Consider the following 18206-nt stretch of genomic DNA (forward strand, 5'->3'; position numbering starts at 1 on the left):
TAACACCATGTCCGAACCGCTGTTCTCCGGCGCCAAGCTGGCCCTGCTCTGCGGCGACGAGCTGCTGACCTATCTGCGTGACATGAAGGACAGCATCCCCTATCCCGGGCATTGGGACTTTGCCGGCGGTGGTCGTGAAGGTGAGGAAACACCGAGCGAATGCGCGCTGCGGGAGCTGGACGAGGAGTTTTCCCTGCGTATCGGGGCTGAGCGCATCGAATGGGCACGGCGTTATCCCAGTGTCACCCAGCCCAATACCCATTCGTGGTTTCTGGTGGGGCAACTGAGCCGCGAGGAAATCGAGGCGATCCGGTTTGGCGACGAAGGCCAGTATTGGCGAATGATGTCGATTGTCGAGTATCTGGAGCACCCGTTGGGTGTGCCCTATCTGCAGGAACGGTTGCGTGACTATCTGGAGAATACAGCCCGCTGAATGACCTCCATAGAAAAACGGTGCTCACGGGCACCGTTTTTTTATCCAACCGGACACAGCGAACGCCCTGCTACCGAACTCAGTAGTAGGCGTTTTCTTTCTGCGTATGGTCAGTCACATCACGTACGCCCTTGAGCTCGGGAATCCGCTCGAGCAAGGTGCGCTCGATGCCTTCGCGCAAGGTCACGTCGGCCTGGCCGCAGCCCTGGCAACCACCGCCGAACTGCAGCACGGCGATGCCGTCTTCAACCACCTCGATCAGGCTGACCTGACCGCCGTGGCTGGCCAGCCCCGGGTTGATTTCGGTTTGCAGGTAGTAGTTGATACGCTCGTTGACCGGGCTGTCGGCATTGACCATCGGCACCTTGGCGTTTGGCGCCTTGATGGTCAACTGGCCGCCCATACGGTCGGTGGCGTAATCGACCACGGCATCATCGAGGAAGGCTTCGCTGAAGGAATCGATCCACGCGGTGAAGCTTTTCAGCCCCAGCGCGGTGTCTTCAGGTTTTTCTTCACCCGGCTTGCAGTAGGCAATGCAGGTTTCGGCGTACTGGGTACCCGGCTGGGTAATGAAAACGCGGATGCCGATCCCCGGGGTGTTCTGCTTCGACAGCAGATCAGCCAGATAATCGTGGGCGGCATCGGTAATGGTTATGGCGCTCATGGAATCTCCTCACAGACTTGCCGCCAGTTTACGCCAATCGAGCCGCCGGACAAAGTCCTAGTATTTTTGTCGGGAAAGCAGGGGTCGCCAACGGATCGCCCCCACCAGCAACGCCGAGAAAATCAGCGCGCTGGCGATCCAGCCCGCCGGGCTTGGCCAGGTGCCGAGCAACAGCATCGAACCGACAATGGCAAATACCGGAATCAGCAGAGACAGCGGTGCTACCCGCGACAGCGGATATTCGCGCAACAACAGGTTCCAGCCCCAGTAACACAGGTGCGTGGCGCCATAGACCTGGAACGCCAGGGAGAACAGCAGGCCCGGCCCGACCTGATCCGGCAGCGCGACGAAGGGCGCCGCGCCGTGCTTGAGCCAGGTGAGCAGGAACAGCGGCAGCGGCGCGAACAGACTGGCCCAGACCACGAAGGCGAACACCTCCTTGACCCGGGACAGCTTGATCAGCACATTGCCCAGGCTCCAGGCGACGGCGCTGAGCACGATCAACAGCAACCCGACGCGGCTCTCGCCCGCCGGGCTGTCGCACAGCACGCAGGCCAGGCCCAGGGCCGCCAGCAGTGCGCCGAGCAGCTGGGACCCGCTCAACGACTCGCGAAACAGCAACACGCCCCAGCCCAGGGTGAAGAAGGCGCTGGTCTGGATCAGCAGCGCCGCCGTTCCGGGGGGAACCCCCAGGCTGATACCGAAGTTGATGAGTCCCCACATGGCGACTCCGAAAATCATCCCGTACGCGGCGATCCACGACATCGCCACCTGTGGCCGGCGAATGAAAAACACCCATGGCAGAGCCGCCAGGGTAAAGCGCAGCGCCGTCAGCAGCAGTGGATCTATGTGGATCAGGCCCAGCTTGGTGATGGGGAAGTTCAAGCCCCATACGGCCGTGACCAGCACGGCGAGCAACAGGTGTTTTTTCTGCATGGCAAACCATCCGGATAGTCAGGAACGGCGATATGACTCGCCGGTACCCGACTAATTTGCCGATGCCTGTACTGGCCCGCTTGCAATGCAAGGTCAACTTCAATTAAAAATGGGCCATGCCTATTCTCACCACCGACTTTTATCCAAGCACCTCACGCGAGGTGGTCGTCACCCGCCACGACTATGCCGACGGCCAGGAATTCGACCGCCACAGCCACCAGCGCGGTCAGTTCGCCTATGCCGCCTGTGGGGTGATCACGGTATTTACCGACCAGGGCGACTGGGTCGTGCCGCCAGGTCGCGCCATCTGGGTTCCGGCCGGCCTGCCCCACGCCATGCGCATGCGCGGCCCGGTGACCATGCTCAACGCTTATATTCTGCCGGCTTCCCAGCAACGTCTGGCGCTGGCCGAAGACTGCCAGGTATTGGGGGTTTCCGAGCTGCTGCGGCAGTTGCTCGAGCAGGCGGCGCAGGTCCCGGCCCCGCTCAGCGAGCGCGACGAGTACCTGCTGGGCCTGTTGCTCCACGAAATCGCCCGGATGCCGAAGCTGGCACTGAACGCCCCGCTCCCCAGGGAACCGCGCCTGGCCAGGATCTGCCGCCGCTTGCTCGACCAGCCATCCCTGGAAATCACTATCGACGAGATGGCTCAAGACGCTGGCATGAGCCGGCGTACCTTCACCCGGCTGTTCCGCCAGCACACCGGCGTCAGCTTCGTCGAATGGCGCCAACAGGCATGCCTGCTGGCGGCGATCGTCCGCCTGGGCAATGGCGAAGCGGTGACGCGAGTAGCCATGGAACTGGGCTACAGCAGCCCGAGCGCCTTTGCCACGGTATTCCGCCGGGCGCTGGGCGAATCGCCCAGTCGCTATTTCCAGTGACCCCTGCCCTCAAAGGTTCTCGTAGCGGTTCATATCCAGCACCCCGGCATTGACCGGGTCGGTTTCCTGCAGGTAAGTCGTCAAATCATGGAAATACTGCCAGAACTGCGGATGACTGCGACGAATCCCCCAGCGCTGGACGATCTTTTCGAAGCTCGCGGCGTCCTTGGACTGCTCCATGGCATCGACAAACTCAGGCACCTGATCGGCGGGAATATTGAACATGAAATTCGGATAGCTGCTGAGGATCCCGGGATAAATGGTCACGGTGTCCAACCCCGGCTGATAGCGAGAAGCCTCGCCAAGCATAAAGGCCACGTTGCTGTGGGCACGGTTGCGCAACAGGCTGTAGATCTCACGCTTGCCGCTACGGCTTTCAATGCGCAGCATCGTGGCCTCCGGCAACTGTTCGACAACCTTGAGCCCGGCCGCCGGCCGCGAAGTCAGGCGACTCAGTGACTGTTCGGCCTCCTGCAGTCCCGGGTCGATGTTCGGGCGCGAACAGTACGCGCCCTCACATCGGTTGATCGGGTCCGGGTGCGCATTCAGATCGCCGTAACGCACCAGCAGTTGCCTGACGAAGTCGCCCTTCGGATCCTTTTCATCCAGCTTCAGGGCGCTCGGCTTGCTGTCATCGATACGCTCGTAGTCCAGCCACATCTTCAGCTTGCCGCCGTTCTGGTACCAGTCGTCGAGGTAGCCGTCGCGGGAATCCGCCGGCATCAGGCGCAGGAAGTTCTGCTCGGCACCGTTGCGGATCAGGTCGAAGTACAGCCGGGTCTGGGCCTGATGGGACACATTGCCGAACACGTCGAAGTTCACCACCAACTGGTAATAGGTCCGCTCCAGCAGCGGGTAGTCGAACAGCCACAGGGTTTGCGGTACCTCGCCGATCAGGCCCTTGCTCACCGTGGCGCTGTCAAAATGGCGGAAAATGCTCAGCAAGGCATTGTCGTTGCCGGCCCACAGGCTCGACCAACTCGGGGCCCGGACAGTGGCGTAGGCATCCCTGCGCAAGGCCTCATACTCGTTGCGCTTGTCGCGATAGGCCAGCCACAGGCTCAACACACTGCCGACATCGTCATTCTGCCCCGGCGTCGCCAGCAGCGGCGTCGCGGCACCGCGATAAACCGCATCGGTGATGTACAGATCATGTTCCGGGGCCTGGAAAAACACCCAGAAGTTGTCACGAATCACGTCGGTAGCAATCTGCCCGCGACAGACCGGCCCACGGATAAAGGTGTCGACGAAGTATTCGGCGTTATCGAGCATGAACTGATAACGCGCCGCCACCGGGATCGCCTCGAAGGTTTCGAAGGGGTTGGCCCGTCGCTGCGGGCCGTAGCCCGGCGAGGCCGTGACCTGCCAGTTGCCGCTGTAGAACAGGGTCTTGATCCGCGCCATCTTTGCCGCGCTCAGGGCATAGGTGATATGGGTCTTGTACACGATCACGCCCTGCACCGGCCATAACCGGTAATACACCTGGATGCCCGGGTCGTCGTTCGGCTGGCGGGTGTTGATCAGTTCGATCGGCTGGCCGCTCGGCGTGCGCGAACGCACCCACTGGAAAAAGTGTCCCGGCTCGCCCCCTTCGAAATAGATGTGCGCCAGGAACCAGTGTTCATAGAGCCAGCGCCCCACCAGGCTTTCCCGGGCTCCCGGAGCGTTGAGCAGGTTTTCCCATTGGGTAATCTGCAACGACTCCCTGGCACTCGGTGCCAGGGCCTGTTCATCCATCGGCGCGCCGGAGGCCAGCCAACGTTGCAAGGTCTGGTACTGCTGATCGGTCAGCCCGGTCACGGCCAGCGGCATGCCCTCTTTCGGGTGGGCATCGGCATAGACCTCGAACTCGCCGGGCATCGGGCACATATTCTCGCGGTTCAGGCCCAGTACGATGTCTTCCGGCAACTTGGCATTGGGCTGCAAGGGCGTACGATGACCCAATTCCAACATGCGTGACATCAGGGCGGCCTGGCTGCCCTGGGCATCCAGCACGGAGTAAAACTGCTTCTGTTGCCATTGGCGCGGGGTATGGGCGTCGATATACAGGCGCGTGGGCTGGGAGGCCTCACTGCGGTTGCCGTTATACACCAGGATCTTCGACGCGCCGCGCGCCGCGCCCTCGGCGCTGCCCAGGTTGAGCTGGCACGCCGCGTCGTAGCACGCATGGCAAGCCACGCACTTCTCGGCGAAGATCGGTTGAATGTCGCGAGTATAGGAAATCGCCGGAGCCGAGTCTTGCGCCTGGGTGATACTGCTAAGCACCAGCAGTAGGAAAGCGCTGAAAAAACGGTACGGCATGGCTCTGATCCTTGAAGTAAAAACGCGACGATTCTACAGCCTCATTGCGTCTTAAACATGAGTGATATTCATGCAAAACCTTGGAATGCTCTAAAAGCGCACAGGTTTGCTATCATCGCGGCTCTTCTGTATCCGTCCTTTCCAGGTAGTTTCCATGTCTGATCGCAGCGTTCGCCTTCAAGCTCTCCAGAAAGCTCTCAAAGAGCGCATCCTGATTCTCGACGGCGGCATGGGCACCATGATCCAGAGCTACAAGCTCGAGGAACAGGACTATCGCGGCAAACGTTTCGCCGACTGGCCCAGCGATGTAAAGGGCAACAACGACCTGCTGGTCATCACCCGCCCGGATGTGATCGGCTCGATCGAGAAGGCCTACCTGGATGCCGGCGCGGATATCCTGGAAACCAACACCTTCAACGCCACCCAGGTGTCCCAGGCCGACTATGGCATGGAAGCGCTGGTCTACGAACTGAACGTGGAAGGCGCGCGCCTGGCCCGTAAGGTGGCCGACGCGAAAACCCTGGAGACCCCGGACAAGCCACGTTTCGTCGCCGGCGTGCTCGGCCCGACCAGTCGCACCTGCTCGCTGTCGCCGGACGTGAACAACCCCGGCTACCGCAACGTGACCTTCGATGAACTGGTGGAAAACTACACCGAGGCCACCAAGGGCCTGATCGAAGGCGGCGCCGACCTGATCCTGATCGAGACCATCTTCGACACCCTCAACGCCAAGGCCGCGATCTTCGCCGTGCAAGGCGTGTATGAAGAGCTGGGCTTCGAACTGCCGATCATGATCTCCGGGACCATCACCGATGCCTCCGGCCGCACCCTGTCCGGCCAGACCACCGAAGCCTTCTGGAACTCCGTGGCCCACGCCAAGCCGATCTCGGTGGGCCTGAACTGCGCCCTCGGCGCCAGCGAGTTGCGCCCTTACCTGGAAGAGCTGTCGAACAAGGCCGGCACCCACGTTTCCGCGCACCCCAACGCCGGCCTGCCGAACGAATTCGGCGAGTACGACGAACTGCCGGAAGAGACCGCCAAGGTCATCGAGGAGTTCGCCCAGAGCGGTTTCCTGAACATCGTCGGCGGTTGCTGCGGGACCACCCCCGGCCATATCGGCGCCATCGCCAAGGCGGTGGCCGGTTACGCGCCACGCCCCATTCCGGATATCCCAAAGGCGTGCCGCCTGTCCGGCCTGGAGCCGTTCACCATCGATCGCCAGTCGTTGTTCGTCAACGTCGGCGAACGGACCAATATCACCGGTTCCGCCAAGTTCGCCCGGCTGATCCGCGAGGACAACTACACCGAAGCCCTTGAAGTCGCCCTGCAGCAGGTGGAAGCCGGTGCCCAGGTGATCGACATCAACATGGACGAGGGCATGCTCGACTCGAAGAAGGCCATGGTCACCTTCCTCAACCTGATCGCCGGTGAGCCGGATATCTCCCGCGTACCGATCATGATCGACTCCTCGAAGTGGGAAGTGATCGAAGCCGGCCTCAAGTGCATCCAGGGCAAGGGCATCGTCAACTCCATCAGCATGAAGGAAGGGGTCGAGCAGTTCATTCATCACGCCAAACTGTGCAAGCGCTACGGCGCCGCCGTGGTGGTGATGGCCTTCGACGAAGCTGGCCAAGCCGACACCGAAGCGCGCAAGAAGGAAATCTGCAAACGCTCCTACGACATCCTGGTGAATGAAGTCGGCTTCCCACCGGAAGACATCATCTTCGACCCGAACATCTTTGCCGTCGCCACCGGCATCGAGGAACACAACAACTACGCCGTCGATTTCATCAATGCCTGCGCCTATATCCGCGACGAGCTGCCCCACGCACTGACCAGCGGCGGCGTGTCCAACGTATCGTTCTCGTTCCGCGGCAACAACCCGGTACGCGAGGCGATTCACTCGGTGTTCCTGCTGTACGCGATCCGCAACGGCCTGACCATGGGTATCGTCAACGCCGGCCAGCTGGAGATCTACGACCAGATCCCGGCGGAACTGCGTGACGCCGTCGAGGACGTGATCCTCAACCGCACCCCGGAAGGCACCGACGCCCTCCTCGCCATCGCCGACAAGTACAAGGGCGACGGCAGCGTCAAGGAAGCCGAGACCGAAGAGTGGCGTGGCTGGCCCGTCAACAAGCGCCTGGAACATGCGCTGGTCAAGGGCATCACCACCCACATCGTTGAAGACACCGAAGAGTCGCGCCAGTCCTTCAAGCGCCCGATCGAAGTGATCGAAGGCCCGCTGATGTCCGGCATGAACATCGTCGGCGACCTGTTCGGCGCCGGGAAGATGTTCCTGCCCCAGGTAGTGAAATCCGCCCGGGTGATGAAGCAGGCGGTGGCCCACCTGATTCCGTTCATCGAACTGGAAAAAGGCGACAAGCCGGAAGCCAAGGGCAAGATCCTCATGGCCACGGTCAAGGGCGACGTCCACGACATCGGCAAGAACATCGTCGGCGTGGTCCTCGGTTGCAACGGCTACGATATCGTCGACCTCGGCGTAATGGTCCCGGCGGAGAAAATCCTCCAGGTGGCCAAGGAGCAGAAGTGCGACATCATCGGCCTGTCCGGGCTGATCACCCCGTCGCTGGATGAAATGGTCCATGTCGCCCGGGAAATGCAGCGCCAGGACTTCCACCTGCCGCTGATGATCGGCGGCGCGACCACCTCCAAGGCCCACACCGCGGTTAAGATCGAACCGCGCTACAGCAACGATGCGGTGGTCTATGTCACTGACGCCTCCCGCGCCGTCGGCGTCGCGACCCAGTTGCTGTCCAAGGAACTCAAGCCCGGCTTCGTCCAGAAGACCCGCGAGGAATATGTCGAGGTCCGCGAGCGCACCGCCAACCGCAGCGCCCGTACCGAACGCCTGAGCTACCCGGCGGCCATCGCCAAGAAACCGCAGTTCGACTGGAGCACCTACCAGCCGGTCAAACCGACCTTCACTGGTACCAGGGTGCTGGACAATATCGATCTCAAGGTCCTCGCCGAATACATCGACTGGACGCCGTTCTTTATCTCCTGGGACCTGGCCGGCAAATTCCCGCGCATTCTCGAGGATGAAGTGGTCGGCGAAGCCGCGACCGCCCTCTATGCCGATGCCCGGGAAATGCTCGACAAGCTGATCAACGAGAAACTGATCAGCGCCCGCGCGGTGTTCGGCTTCTGGCCGGCCAACCAGGTGCAGGACGATGACCTGGAAGTCTACGGCGCCGATGGCCAGCCACTGGCCAAGCTGCATCACCTGCGCCAGCAGATCATCAAGACCGACGGCAAGCCGAACTTCTCCCTGGCCGACTTCGTCGCGCCGAAAGACAGCGGCCTGACCGACTACGTGGGCGGCTTTATCACCACCGCCGGGATCGGCGCCGAAGAAGTCGCCAAGGCCTATCAGGACAAGGGCGACGACTACAACTCGATCATGGTCAAGGCCCTCGCCGACCGCCTGGCCGAGGCCTGTGCCGAGTGGCTGCACCAACAGGTGCGGAAAAACTACTGGGGTTATGCCAAGGACGAGCAACTGGACAACGACGCGCTGATCAAGGAGCAGTACAGCGGTATTCGTCCGGCGCCCGGCTACCCGGCCTGCCCCGACCACACCGAGAAAGGCACCCTGTTCGCCCTGCTCGACCCGGCGGCCAGCGAAGGCAAGGCCGGCGACAGCGGCGTGTTCCTCACCGAGCACTACGCGATGTTCCCGGCGGCGGCGGTCAGCGGTTGGTATTTCGCCCATCCGCAGGCGCAGTACTTCGCCGTCGGCAAGGTCGACAAGGACCAGGTCGAAAGCTACACCGCGCGCAAGGGCCAGGAGCTGAGTGTCAGTGAGCGCTGGCTGGCACCGAACCTGGGCTACGACAACTAACGGGAGAATTGTCTATGCTCTCCACACACAACCTTGTGTGTGGAGGACACCATGGACGATCCGCTCGACAACAAGCCGCCGACCTTCTGGCAAATGCTCCATAGCGTCATGGCGGCGGCCTTTGGCGTACAAAGCGGGAAAAACCGTGCCCGTGACTTTACCCACGGCAAGCCGAGCCACTTCGTGATGATTGGCATCCTGTTCACCGCGATCTTCGGCCTGGCGCTTTACGGGGTGGTCAAGCTGGTGCTGCACTTCGCCGGCGTATGACACCGACAGGCGCGGCCGAACTCAGGGCAGTACGGTTTTCAGGGTGAACGGATAACGGTAGCTGCCCGGCTTGCCACGGGCACTCAGAGCCCTGAAATCCACGCGGTAATCCTCGTTGGTGCTGAAGCGCAACAGTTTCTCGGCCTGGGCCTTGTCGATCAGTTCAAGTGCCTGGACCTGCCGATCACGGCCACCATAGCGGGTAAAGTCGACTCCGTCGGCATGATCACGCAGCAGCACCATCGCCCAGCCACCCAGGGTGAAGTGCCCGGCCACCAGCACGCTCAGGCGCCCGTCGATACGCGCCCGGAGAATATCCGCAGAACTGTTGACGGCACTGAACAGGACATCCCGTCCAGGCCGGCGACCCGCCTTTTCGAAGGCAGCCATGGCCCCCAGGGCCATTTCATCGTTGGCCGCCCAGACCAGTGACGTCTGCGGATAGCGCCGAATCATCTGCTCGGCTTGATCAAAGGCGCGGGCGCGACTCCACTCGCCGTAGACCAACTGCCGCAGATGCACCTGCGGGAACTCCGCCAGCGCCCGACGCAGGCCTTGCTCGCGCAGTTGCGAGGCCGGAGTGAGCTTCATCCCGGCAAAGGCCAGCAGGTCAATGGGCTGGCCGGGCGCCTGCAACGAGCGTTGCCGGACCAGCTCCTTGAGCATCAGGTAGCCGCCCTGTTCGTCGTTCTGCACCATGCTGCCCAGCAGCTCCGGTACGTCACCGAGCCGCTCGCTCTGCTCCGCGGTCAAGCGATTGTTGACAATGAACAGCTTGACCCCGCGGCCCTGGGCCATCCGCAGGATTTGCGGGGCCACGGACTGCTCATTGACGAATATCAGGTAATCGGGAGGGTGCGCGGCCTGCAGGGTTTCATAAGCCTGGGCGAGGCTGGTTTGCGGGTCGCGCTCGCCATAACGGACCGTCAGGTCCATGCCGAGATTGCTCGCGGCCGCCTGCATGAAATGGGCATAACTGACCCAGAACGGCTCCGTGGAATAACCAGGATTGAGAAACACCACCGTGGTGGCCTGGGCCACCATCCAGAACGGCAGGCTCAGGATCAGCAAGCCTTTGCAGAGAGTCTTCAGCATGTCACCGCGCCCCGGAAAATAGCGGCGTATCATACAGGCAAATTGCCTGTACCTTGCGGCAGACCATCGGAATTGTCCGACAACTCTCACCATAAAAACGCTACGGAATGTAGGAGCGAGCTTGCTCGCGATGGACGTCAACGATAACGCGGGGCCTCGGATAAGCGCAGTGCCCTTGCGTTCATCGCGAGCAAGCTCGCTCCTACAGTTACGGCAGATTGTGCATCCGTGTGACGGCAGGTGCCGCCTTATTTGTGACTGACCCAGAATACAGCGGTGGCCACCACCAGGATGATCAGGAACAGGATCGCCCAGGCATCAACCGTGCTGTCGCTTTTCCTTGCTTTGACTGGATTGCTCATCGCATCGCCTCTTGTCGGTTTTATCGGTGATTGCTGCAAACTCGCTGATAGTTAAGTAGAGAATTGCCCATACCACAAACAGGGTTATGGTTCGTCGACGAACGTTAGTCGTTTTGGTTCTGTGCATATACTCAAACATCACTTTTACGCATAACTGCAAACTGCTATCGTGCGCCGGCTCCGTCAATGGAGTGCGCGGCCGTGCGCGCAGAATTGTTGAGATACTCCGGGGGCCTGGAGCGCCGGGGGTATTTATGAAGCCTGAGAACAGGATCTATATGTACGTATACGACGAGTACGATCAGCGGATCATCGAGGACCGCGTCAAGCAGTTCCGTGATCAGACCCGACGCTATCTGGCAGGTGAGCTGAGCGAAGAAGAGTTCCGCCCGCTGCGTCTGCAAAATGGCCTGTATGTCCAGCGTTTCGCCCCGATGCTGCGGGTTGCCGTGCCTTATGGCCAGCTGACGTCGCGCCAGGCGCGAATGATGGCGCGGATCGCCCGCGACTACGACAAGGGCTACGCCCATATCAGTACCCGGCAGAACGTGCAGTTCAACTGGCCGGCGCTGGAAGACGTGCCGGAAATTCTCGCCGAGCTGGCCACCGTGCAGATGCACGCGATCCAGACCAGCGGCAACTGCCTGCGCAACGTCACCACCGATCAGTTTGCCGGTGTCGCCGCCGACGAGTTGATCGACCCGCGCCCTTGGTGCGAGATTGTCCGCCAGTGGACCACCTTCCACCCGGAATTCGCCTACCTGCCGCGCAAGTTCAAGATCGCCATCAATGGCTCGACCTCGGACCGCGCGGCCATCGAAGTCCACGACATCGGCCTGGAGCCGGTGCACAACGCCGCCGGCGAGCTGGGCTTCCGGGTCCTGGTCGGTGGTGGCCTGGGCCGTACCCCGGTGGTCGGTGCCTTTATCAACGAGTTCCTGCCGTGGCAGGACCTGTTGAGCTATCTCGACGCCATCCTGCGGGTCTACAACCGCTATGGCCGTCGCGACAACAAGTACAAGGCGCGGATCAAGATCCTGGTCAAGGCCTTGACCCCGGAAGTCTTCGCCGAGAAAGTCGACGCCGAGATGGTCCACCTGCGCGGCGGCCAGACCACCCTCACCGAGGCCGAAGTCCATCGCGTCGCCAAGCACTTCGTCGACCCGGACTACAAGGTCCTGGACAACCAGGTCGCTGAACTGGCCGAACTGGACCAGCAGCACCCGGGTTTCGCCCGCTGGCGCACTCGTAACACCCTGGCCCATAAAAAGCCCGGCTATGTGGCCGTGACCTTGTCCCTCAAGCCCACCGGCGTAGCCCCGGGCGACGTGACCGACAAGCAATTCGATGCCATCGCCGACCTGGCCGACCGCTACAGCTTCGGCCAACTGCGCACCTCCCACGAGCAGAACATCATTCTCGCCGACGTGGAACAGAGCCAGTTGTTCACCCTCTGGGGCGAACTGCGCGAAAACGGTTTCGCCACGCCGAACATCGGCCTGCTGACCGATATCATCTGCTGCCCGGGCGGCGACTTCTGCTCCCTGGCCAACGCCAAGTCGATCCCGATCGCCGAGTCGATCCAGCGCCGCTTCGACGACCTGGACTACCTGTTCGATATCGGCGAACTGGACCTGAACATTTCCGGTTGCATGAACGCCTGCGGCCACCACCACGTCGGCCATATCGGCATTCTCGGGGTGGACAAGAAAGGCGAAGAGTTCTACCAGGTGTCCCTCGGCGGCAGCGCCAGCCGTGACGCCAGCCTGGGCAAGATCCTCGGCCCGTCCTTCGCCCAGGAGGCCATGCCCGACGTGATCGAGAAACTGATCGACGTCTACGTGGAAAAACGTACCGAAGACGAACGCTTCATCGACACTTACCAGCGAATCGGTATCGACCCCTTCAAGGAGCGCGTCTATGCAGCGAATCATTAAGAACAACGCCGTTATCGACGAGACCTGGCACCTGCTGCCCAAGGACGCGTCCTTCGACGGCATCTCCAACTGCGACGACCTGATCGTGCCGCTGGCCCTGTGGCGCGAGCACGCCCACGCCCTCAAGGCCCGCGACGGCGGCCTGGGCGTGTGGCTGGACGCCGATGAGGAAGCCGAGGAAATCGGCGATGACGTGCAACACTTCCAGGTCATCGCGCTGAATTTCCCGGCCTTCACCGACGGTCGTAACTACTCCAATGCCCGCCTGCTGCGTGACCGTTACGGTTACAAGGGCGAGCTGCGGGCGATTGGCGATGTGCTGCGCGACCAGTTGTTCTACCTGCACCGTTGCGGTTTCGACGCCTACGCCCTGCGTGCGGACAAGGACCCCTACGAAGCCCTGGAAAGCCTCAAGGACTTCTCGGTGACCTACCAGGCCGCCACCGACGAACCGCTGCCGCTGTTCCGTCGCCGCTGAAGCTTGTCCGGCCGGGTGCCTCCAGGCACCCGCGCCGGGCTTCAAGCATCCAGCTCCTGCGCTGGGATTCTCTCGAGCACCTCTTCGGTCAACGCCAGGGTTTCCCTGGCCTGGGCTTCCCGCCAAGCCCTGAGTTGATCCCCCATCTGGGCCTCCAGTTCGATATCGATGAACTCATGCCAATGGGGATCGCTTCTGCTCGTACGTCGGGCATCCAGCGCGGACACAGCAGCCTGGTGCTGCGCATCAATACCCTTGAATCGCGAAGGGTTATGCTCCTTCAGGTAGCTGGCCCAGAACTCGCGATCGGCCAAGGCCCGCGGATACGCCGGGGTCCGCTCCCGGGCCAGGACCTTGGCATAAGCCGCGTCCAGATGCTGCTCCGTCACCCGGGCCAACTCAGTAAACGTCATGTGTTTGGGCTGGCCCGGCAAGCGAAGTCGCTCCGTCAGACCGATGCGGTAGGCCAGCCTCACCTCCACCGGGTCGACCCCTGACGCATCGGGCAACTTCAACCGCGCCTCGATATCCGTCTGAGCCAGGCTCTCGACTTCATCCAGGCGCCACAATCCCCGGGACAGCTTCAACAGATTCAGTTCGGTAGTCGCCGGGGTGCCCACGACCATGGCCCTCGCCTGATTCACCAGGACCCGGATCTCCATGTCGCTGAAGATCAGTTCCGCACCATCGGAGCAGGTCTGCGGATGGGACGCCGAGACAAACAGCTCCTCGCGCAGTTCACTGTATTGACTGACCGCCTCCACGACCTGCCAGACCCGCAGGCTCAAATCCTCGCGCGCCTCGCGATATTCGGCGGTGACACTCAGGTCCGCCAGCAGCTTGAAAAAGTCCGCGGAACCTTGCTGCCGATGCAGCAACTGCCATTGCTGTTCTTTCAGAACCTTCTGCTCGGTGGATATGGCCCCCAGCCAGTTGTCGCACTCGCGAAGCGACGTGGTCCGACGCAGGGCATGGGGGTGCCGCCGGCCCGGCATATCGATGCCGAAATTGATGCCGGTTTCGCGTTCGTAACGCTGCAACCGCAGCATGCCCTCGACCGAAAGCGCCGGGTTGTCATGAAGGTGGGTAATCCGGTTGATGGAGACCGGCCCGGAGTAAACTGCCTCGGGGATGGTCGAAATCCGATTGCCCCGCAGATCCACACGCTGCAGGTTGCTCAACCCCGGCAGCCCGACAGGCCAGCGATCCAGCTCGGTATGACGCAACAACAGGGTCTCCAGCTGGCTCATCTGGCTGATATCGGGGGGCTGGACCAGAGGGTTATCCGAAAGATTCAGGAATTTCAGCCGGGTCAGCCGGGTCAACACCTCCGCGCTCTGGCGGTTCAGCACAATCTGGTTGCCTGGCAGGTGCAGATGGATCAGTTCGGACATCTGCCCCAACTCCACCGGCAGGCTACCCAGATGGTTGAAGCCCATGGACAACCAGCGCAACTGCCTGAAGCAGGATAAAAATGAGACTTCGGTGCTGGCGACGGCCATATCATTCATGAACAGAAAGCCCACATGACTGAAGTCGGCGCTGATCGCCGGCAAGTCTCCGACCCGCATGCCCAACAGATCCAGTTCGTAGAAGTACTGTCCACCCAACCGATTGCGGTTGGACTGTTTTCTCCAGCAGGCCAGGATCGCATCGGCCACCCGCTGCTTGTTGTCGAGGGCCACGGGAGCGACTTGCAAGGTGCCCCGCACACGCCTCCAGGTCTGGCGCTGCACCCATTTATCCAGTGTGGTGAACAACACCTCATACTCCCCCCGCAGGCGCTCGAGCTCCACCAGGCAGGCAGACTCGGGCAGGTGGAGTGAAGTGAGAAAACGACCCACCTCTTCCGAGGAGAACCCCGGATACAAGTCACGCACACGCCCTATCAATCGCTCGGAATACCCCAGGACCCTGCCGACATCGCTCATCGGGTAACCGATGCGCCCGGAGGCCAGGCGCATCGGTGGCCTGAACCTGCGACTGAAAGGCGACAGGCCCAGCGTATCCTGGGCCGCATAAGGATCTCGGGCAACCTGGGCGACAATCTGTTCTTTCAGCCAGGCGCCTCGCTCCGCACCGCGGAATCCGAGGGCAACGCGATCAGGCTCCGGCAAGGCACGCACCATCGCGTCGAAAATGTTATCGGCCCTGCCCAGGAGCGTCCCCGAGTGATCGAAGGCGTTGTACTGTCGAGCGACCTTGAGAATCACCCGGGGCGTGGTGATATCCGGATCCCCCGCCGTTTCCAGCGCCTCACTGGTAAAGCGCTGTTCGCGCAACTCAATCCGCAACCCCTTGGCCGGCCAGCCGGGTAATCGCCCAAGCGTATGCAGTGCAAGACGGTCTGCCTGGGCGTATTGCGGGGCCAGCAAATACCAGCTCTCGCACACCCGGTTAAGCCGCAACTGCTTGAGGTACCAGCTAATTTCCTCCGAGAACCGTAGCGGCACCCGCTCGCTCAAGAGATCGAGTTCGGCGCTGTTGGCATGGGCGATCAATTCCCGGGCGACACTTCCCGGTAAGCCGGGGAACACCCCGAGAATACGATTGACCCTGTCGTCGTCGGTTTTCTCGCTCGCCGCGTACAACTCGTCGAACAACCATTGCCTTCGCTGCCCGGCCCATTGCCTGAGGCGTTGGCTCAGTACCCGGACACGCCGCCCATTGTCCGTCAGCTCCGCACCGAACAGCGTTTGACGCTCAGGCTCGCTCAACATGTTCAGCGTCGACTGGAGCAGGTTGCCATTCTTGAGCTGCGACTCGATGATCTGCAACGAGGAGAACTGCTCGCCCGTGCGCCGACCGTACTCCTGCATGACTTCACCCAACCCATTGAACACCTGGACGACCCGGTTTTCCGGCCAGTCGGGCAACGATGTCAGTACCCGCAAGCGCAGATCGCCCTGCTCCAGCGTTCGCGATAGGGCGTCGGGCACCTCGCCGATAAAATCGCTGATGGCCTGGTCGATCCTGAAGCGCTTGATCGTATCGAGCAGCAGCGCGGGCACCGGCTGATTGTCCGCCAGGGCTTTGCGCAAGACATTCTCCTGAGCGGAACAGAACTGGCGGATCTTCAAACGCAGCTGGTTGCCGAGTCCGACCATGGGCTCGCCGAGGCGGCGGAACAATTGCTCCACGGGCCAGTCAGCGACGCGCTCGTAAATCGTTTGCCAGACACCCGTACGGTTGAACCTGAGCGGCACGGCGTGAAACGCTTCGCCTTCCGGGTGCTCAATCTGCCATTGCAGGCGAGCCCGGTCATACCTCACGGCATATACTTTCCCTTCCAGCGGCAGATAGAGGTTGTCCTGGAGCGGATAAAGCCCCATCGCGTCGGCCTCGAGATCCTCAGGCAAACGGATATCACGCTCATAGGGGGCAAGATCGGCTCTCCACAAGCGGCGCCGACCTCCCGGCGCTTCAACGGGAATCAAGGCATCGACTGAAGACGGGGACAGCGTCTTGAACAGGGCCTTGCCGCCCTTCACCACCACCGCCCCGGCCGCCAACAGGGCGAGGTCTTCGACCACCCCCAGCAGATAGCCGAGGGCCTCGCGTTTTTCCCCGAGTTGCCAAGCCGCGAACCCGTCATAGACCTCCACGACCATCTTCACCGCCGCCGCTGCCAGGATGATCTGACCGATTACCGGCACGAACGATAAAGCCAGCGCCAACAGGCTCAGACCGGCTTCGCGGTAGGCGTCCAGACGCGCCTGGCGCACCCGGGCGTCGACGTCGGCCGTGGGCACCGCCAGCAGCCGCGCGTGCGCCTTGATCTGACGGTAGCGTTGCTGCTGGAAACTTTCGAACAGTCCGCCTTCGATGGGTACTTCGGTCAGCGGGATATATTGGAAAATCGCCGGCACGGGCGGCCAGGTTCGATCCTGGGAAAGCAATCTGGCATTCAGGGTTCGAAAGAACCGTAGCCTGTGCTCCTCGGGGACGAAACGGGCGAAAAACTGCCGATAAGACGGGTCCCGAAGTTTCAGCGTCAAATCATGTTCAAAGAGGAGAAAGTGCCGGTAGTACTTCAGTGGACCACGCGGGTCATCCGGAATATAGGCAATACAGGGTAAGGTCGAGTCCTCCGCCAGTTTCGCGCCGATGACCACCCACCCGCTCAACTCGATATCGAACATTTTCATTCGACTGTAATGCAGGAGTTCGCCACCCAACCTCAAACCGGCCTGCCCCTTGACCAACTCCAGCAGTAAAGCGTAGGTCGTCGCGGTGATCTCCCCCTTCATGTAGGCGATATCGGCGGTCACCGCCAAAGTCTGTTTGTCATACTCGGCAAAGTGCTGTTTTACCGACAAAGCTCCGTTGGCCGACGGCTGACCGGGAGGATTGAAAACACTGTCGATATGCGTCTGGTACAAGGCCCCCAGGTTCAGCGTTCGACAAGCCCAGGCAAAGTCTTCCGGTGCAAGTGAGGTGTTAACACCCCCAGCATCAGCGGGAAACTGGATAACCGCCTTGCCTGACAACGCTCCCGACAAGGTCTCGCCAGCCTCGAAGTTCTGCAAGGCAGCCTCCAGCAGCGTCTGGCTGTGGGAGAAGGTATAGAACTTATCCTCGAAGATACTGGACAGGTAAGTAGCATCGACCCTGACAAAGCGGGCACTTTGCAAGTCCTGGTCGCTGTTGATCTGTCTTTCCAGCGCCTGGACCAGAAGTGGCGTACAGAACACATCAATCTTCTGCAACTGCGCCATGATCCGCCGGACTTCATGTCTCGACGTTTCCAGGGCCAGCAGATGTTCGCGAAATAACAGGCGTATTTCCGGAGCGGCTCGGTAGAGCCAACTGGGAATCTTCTCCTTGATCCTATCGAAATGAATACCTGCCTCGGCAGGTATCCGGCTGTACTCAACGACGTTTGTTTCTTCCATGGCAATCAACCTGGATATCCATTAGAGATTCCAGCTTATTGAGTGTTTGCCATGGAAAGGGGGTACTTATTTGAGGGTCGGATGGTTTC

11 protein-coding genes are annotated in these 18206 nt (G+C 61.3%); 6 read left to right on the top strand and 5 right to left on the bottom strand.

Translation table 11 applies throughout. The features are described 5' to 3' along the window. Window positions 1-7: 7 nt before the first annotated feature. The gene (locus M5B42_RS25530) at window positions 8-433 is read left to right on the top strand and encodes an NUDIX hydrolase (RefSeq protein WP_248747384.1); all 426 of its coding nucleotides are present in this window, start codon (window positions 8-10) and stop codon (window positions 431-433) included. Between the two features lie 79 nt (window positions 434-512). Here the strand turns inward: M5B42_RS25530 and nfuA are convergent, their stop codons facing one another. Continuing rightward, window positions 513-1097 carry a Fe-S biogenesis protein NfuA gene (gene nfuA / locus M5B42_RS25535; RefSeq protein WP_100943656.1) on the bottom strand — a complete coding sequence of 195 codons (585 nt, stop codon included), beginning with the start codon at window positions 1095-1097 and terminating at the stop codon, window positions 513-515. Between the two features lie 57 nt (window positions 1098-1154). Then, entirely contained in the window at window positions 1155-2033 is an 879-nt protein-coding gene (locus M5B42_RS25540; protein WP_248747385.1) for an EamA family transporter, read from the bottom strand. Window positions 2034-2149: 116 nt separating this feature from the next. On the opposite strand from M5B42_RS25540, the gene M5B42_RS25545 reads away from it, so the two are divergent. Further along, on the top strand, window positions 2150-2914 hold the full coding sequence (locus M5B42_RS25545; protein WP_248747386.1) for a helix-turn-helix transcriptional regulator: 765 nt from the start codon (window positions 2150-2152) through the stop codon (window positions 2912-2914). Between the two features lie 9 nt (window positions 2915-2923). Here M5B42_RS25545 and M5B42_RS25550 read toward each other — a convergent pair whose 3' ends face one another. Continuing rightward, window positions 2924-5215: a fatty acid cis/trans isomerase gene (locus M5B42_RS25550; RefSeq protein ID WP_248747387.1), complete on the bottom strand. Its 2292-nt coding sequence runs from the start codon at window positions 5213-5215 to the stop codon at window positions 2924-2926. 154 nt (window positions 5216-5369) lie between these two features. Here M5B42_RS25550 and metH point away from each other — a divergent pair, with 154 nt between their 5' ends. After that, the gene (gene metH, locus M5B42_RS25555) at window positions 5370-9080 is read left to right on the top strand and encodes a methionine synthase (protein ID WP_248747388.1); all 3711 of its coding nucleotides are present in this window, start codon (window positions 5370-5372) and stop codon (window positions 9078-9080) included. 51 nt (window positions 9081-9131) lie between these two features. Beyond that, complete coding sequence (locus M5B42_RS25560) at window positions 9132-9350, top strand: DUF2970 domain-containing protein (protein ID WP_248747389.1); 219 nt, start codon at window positions 9132-9134, stop codon at window positions 9348-9350. Between the two features lie 21 nt (window positions 9351-9371). Here the strand turns inward: M5B42_RS25560 and M5B42_RS25565 are convergent, their stop codons facing one another. Beyond that, window positions 9372-10445, bottom strand: a complete 1074-nt coding sequence (locus M5B42_RS25565; protein WP_248747390.1) for an ABC transporter substrate-binding protein — start codon at window positions 10443-10445, stop codon at window positions 9372-9374. A 640-nt stretch (window positions 10446-11085) separates the two neighbouring features. Between M5B42_RS25565 and M5B42_RS25570 the strand changes: the two genes are divergently transcribed. Both M5B42_RS25570 and M5B42_RS25575 read left to right on the top strand, forming a co-directional pair. Beyond that, window positions 11086-12744, top strand: a complete 1659-nt coding sequence (locus M5B42_RS25570; RefSeq protein ID WP_248747391.1) for a nitrite/sulfite reductase — start codon at window positions 11086-11088, stop codon at window positions 12742-12744. Further along, the gene (locus M5B42_RS25575) at window positions 12728-13222 is read left to right on the top strand and encodes a DUF934 domain-containing protein (RefSeq protein WP_100943648.1); all 495 of its coding nucleotides are present in this window, start codon (window positions 12728-12730) and stop codon (window positions 13220-13222) included. Before M5B42_RS25570 ends, M5B42_RS25575 begins: the two co-directional genes overlap by 17 nt. A 41-nt stretch (window positions 13223-13263) precedes the next feature. On the opposite strand, the gene M5B42_RS25580 is transcribed toward M5B42_RS25575, so the two are convergent. Next, window positions 13264-18117 carry an NEL-type E3 ubiquitin ligase domain-containing protein gene (locus M5B42_RS25580; RefSeq protein WP_248747392.1) on the bottom strand — a complete coding sequence of 1618 codons (4854 nt, stop codon included), beginning with the start codon at window positions 18115-18117 and terminating at the stop codon, window positions 13264-13266. Window positions 18118-18206: the final 89 nt, after the last annotated feature.

Source organism: Pseudomonas sp. MWU12-2037 (genome assembly GCF_023242345.1).
Classification (GTDB): Bacteria; Pseudomonadota; Gammaproteobacteria; order Pseudomonadales; family Pseudomonadaceae; genus Aquipseudomonas; species Aquipseudomonas gingeri_D.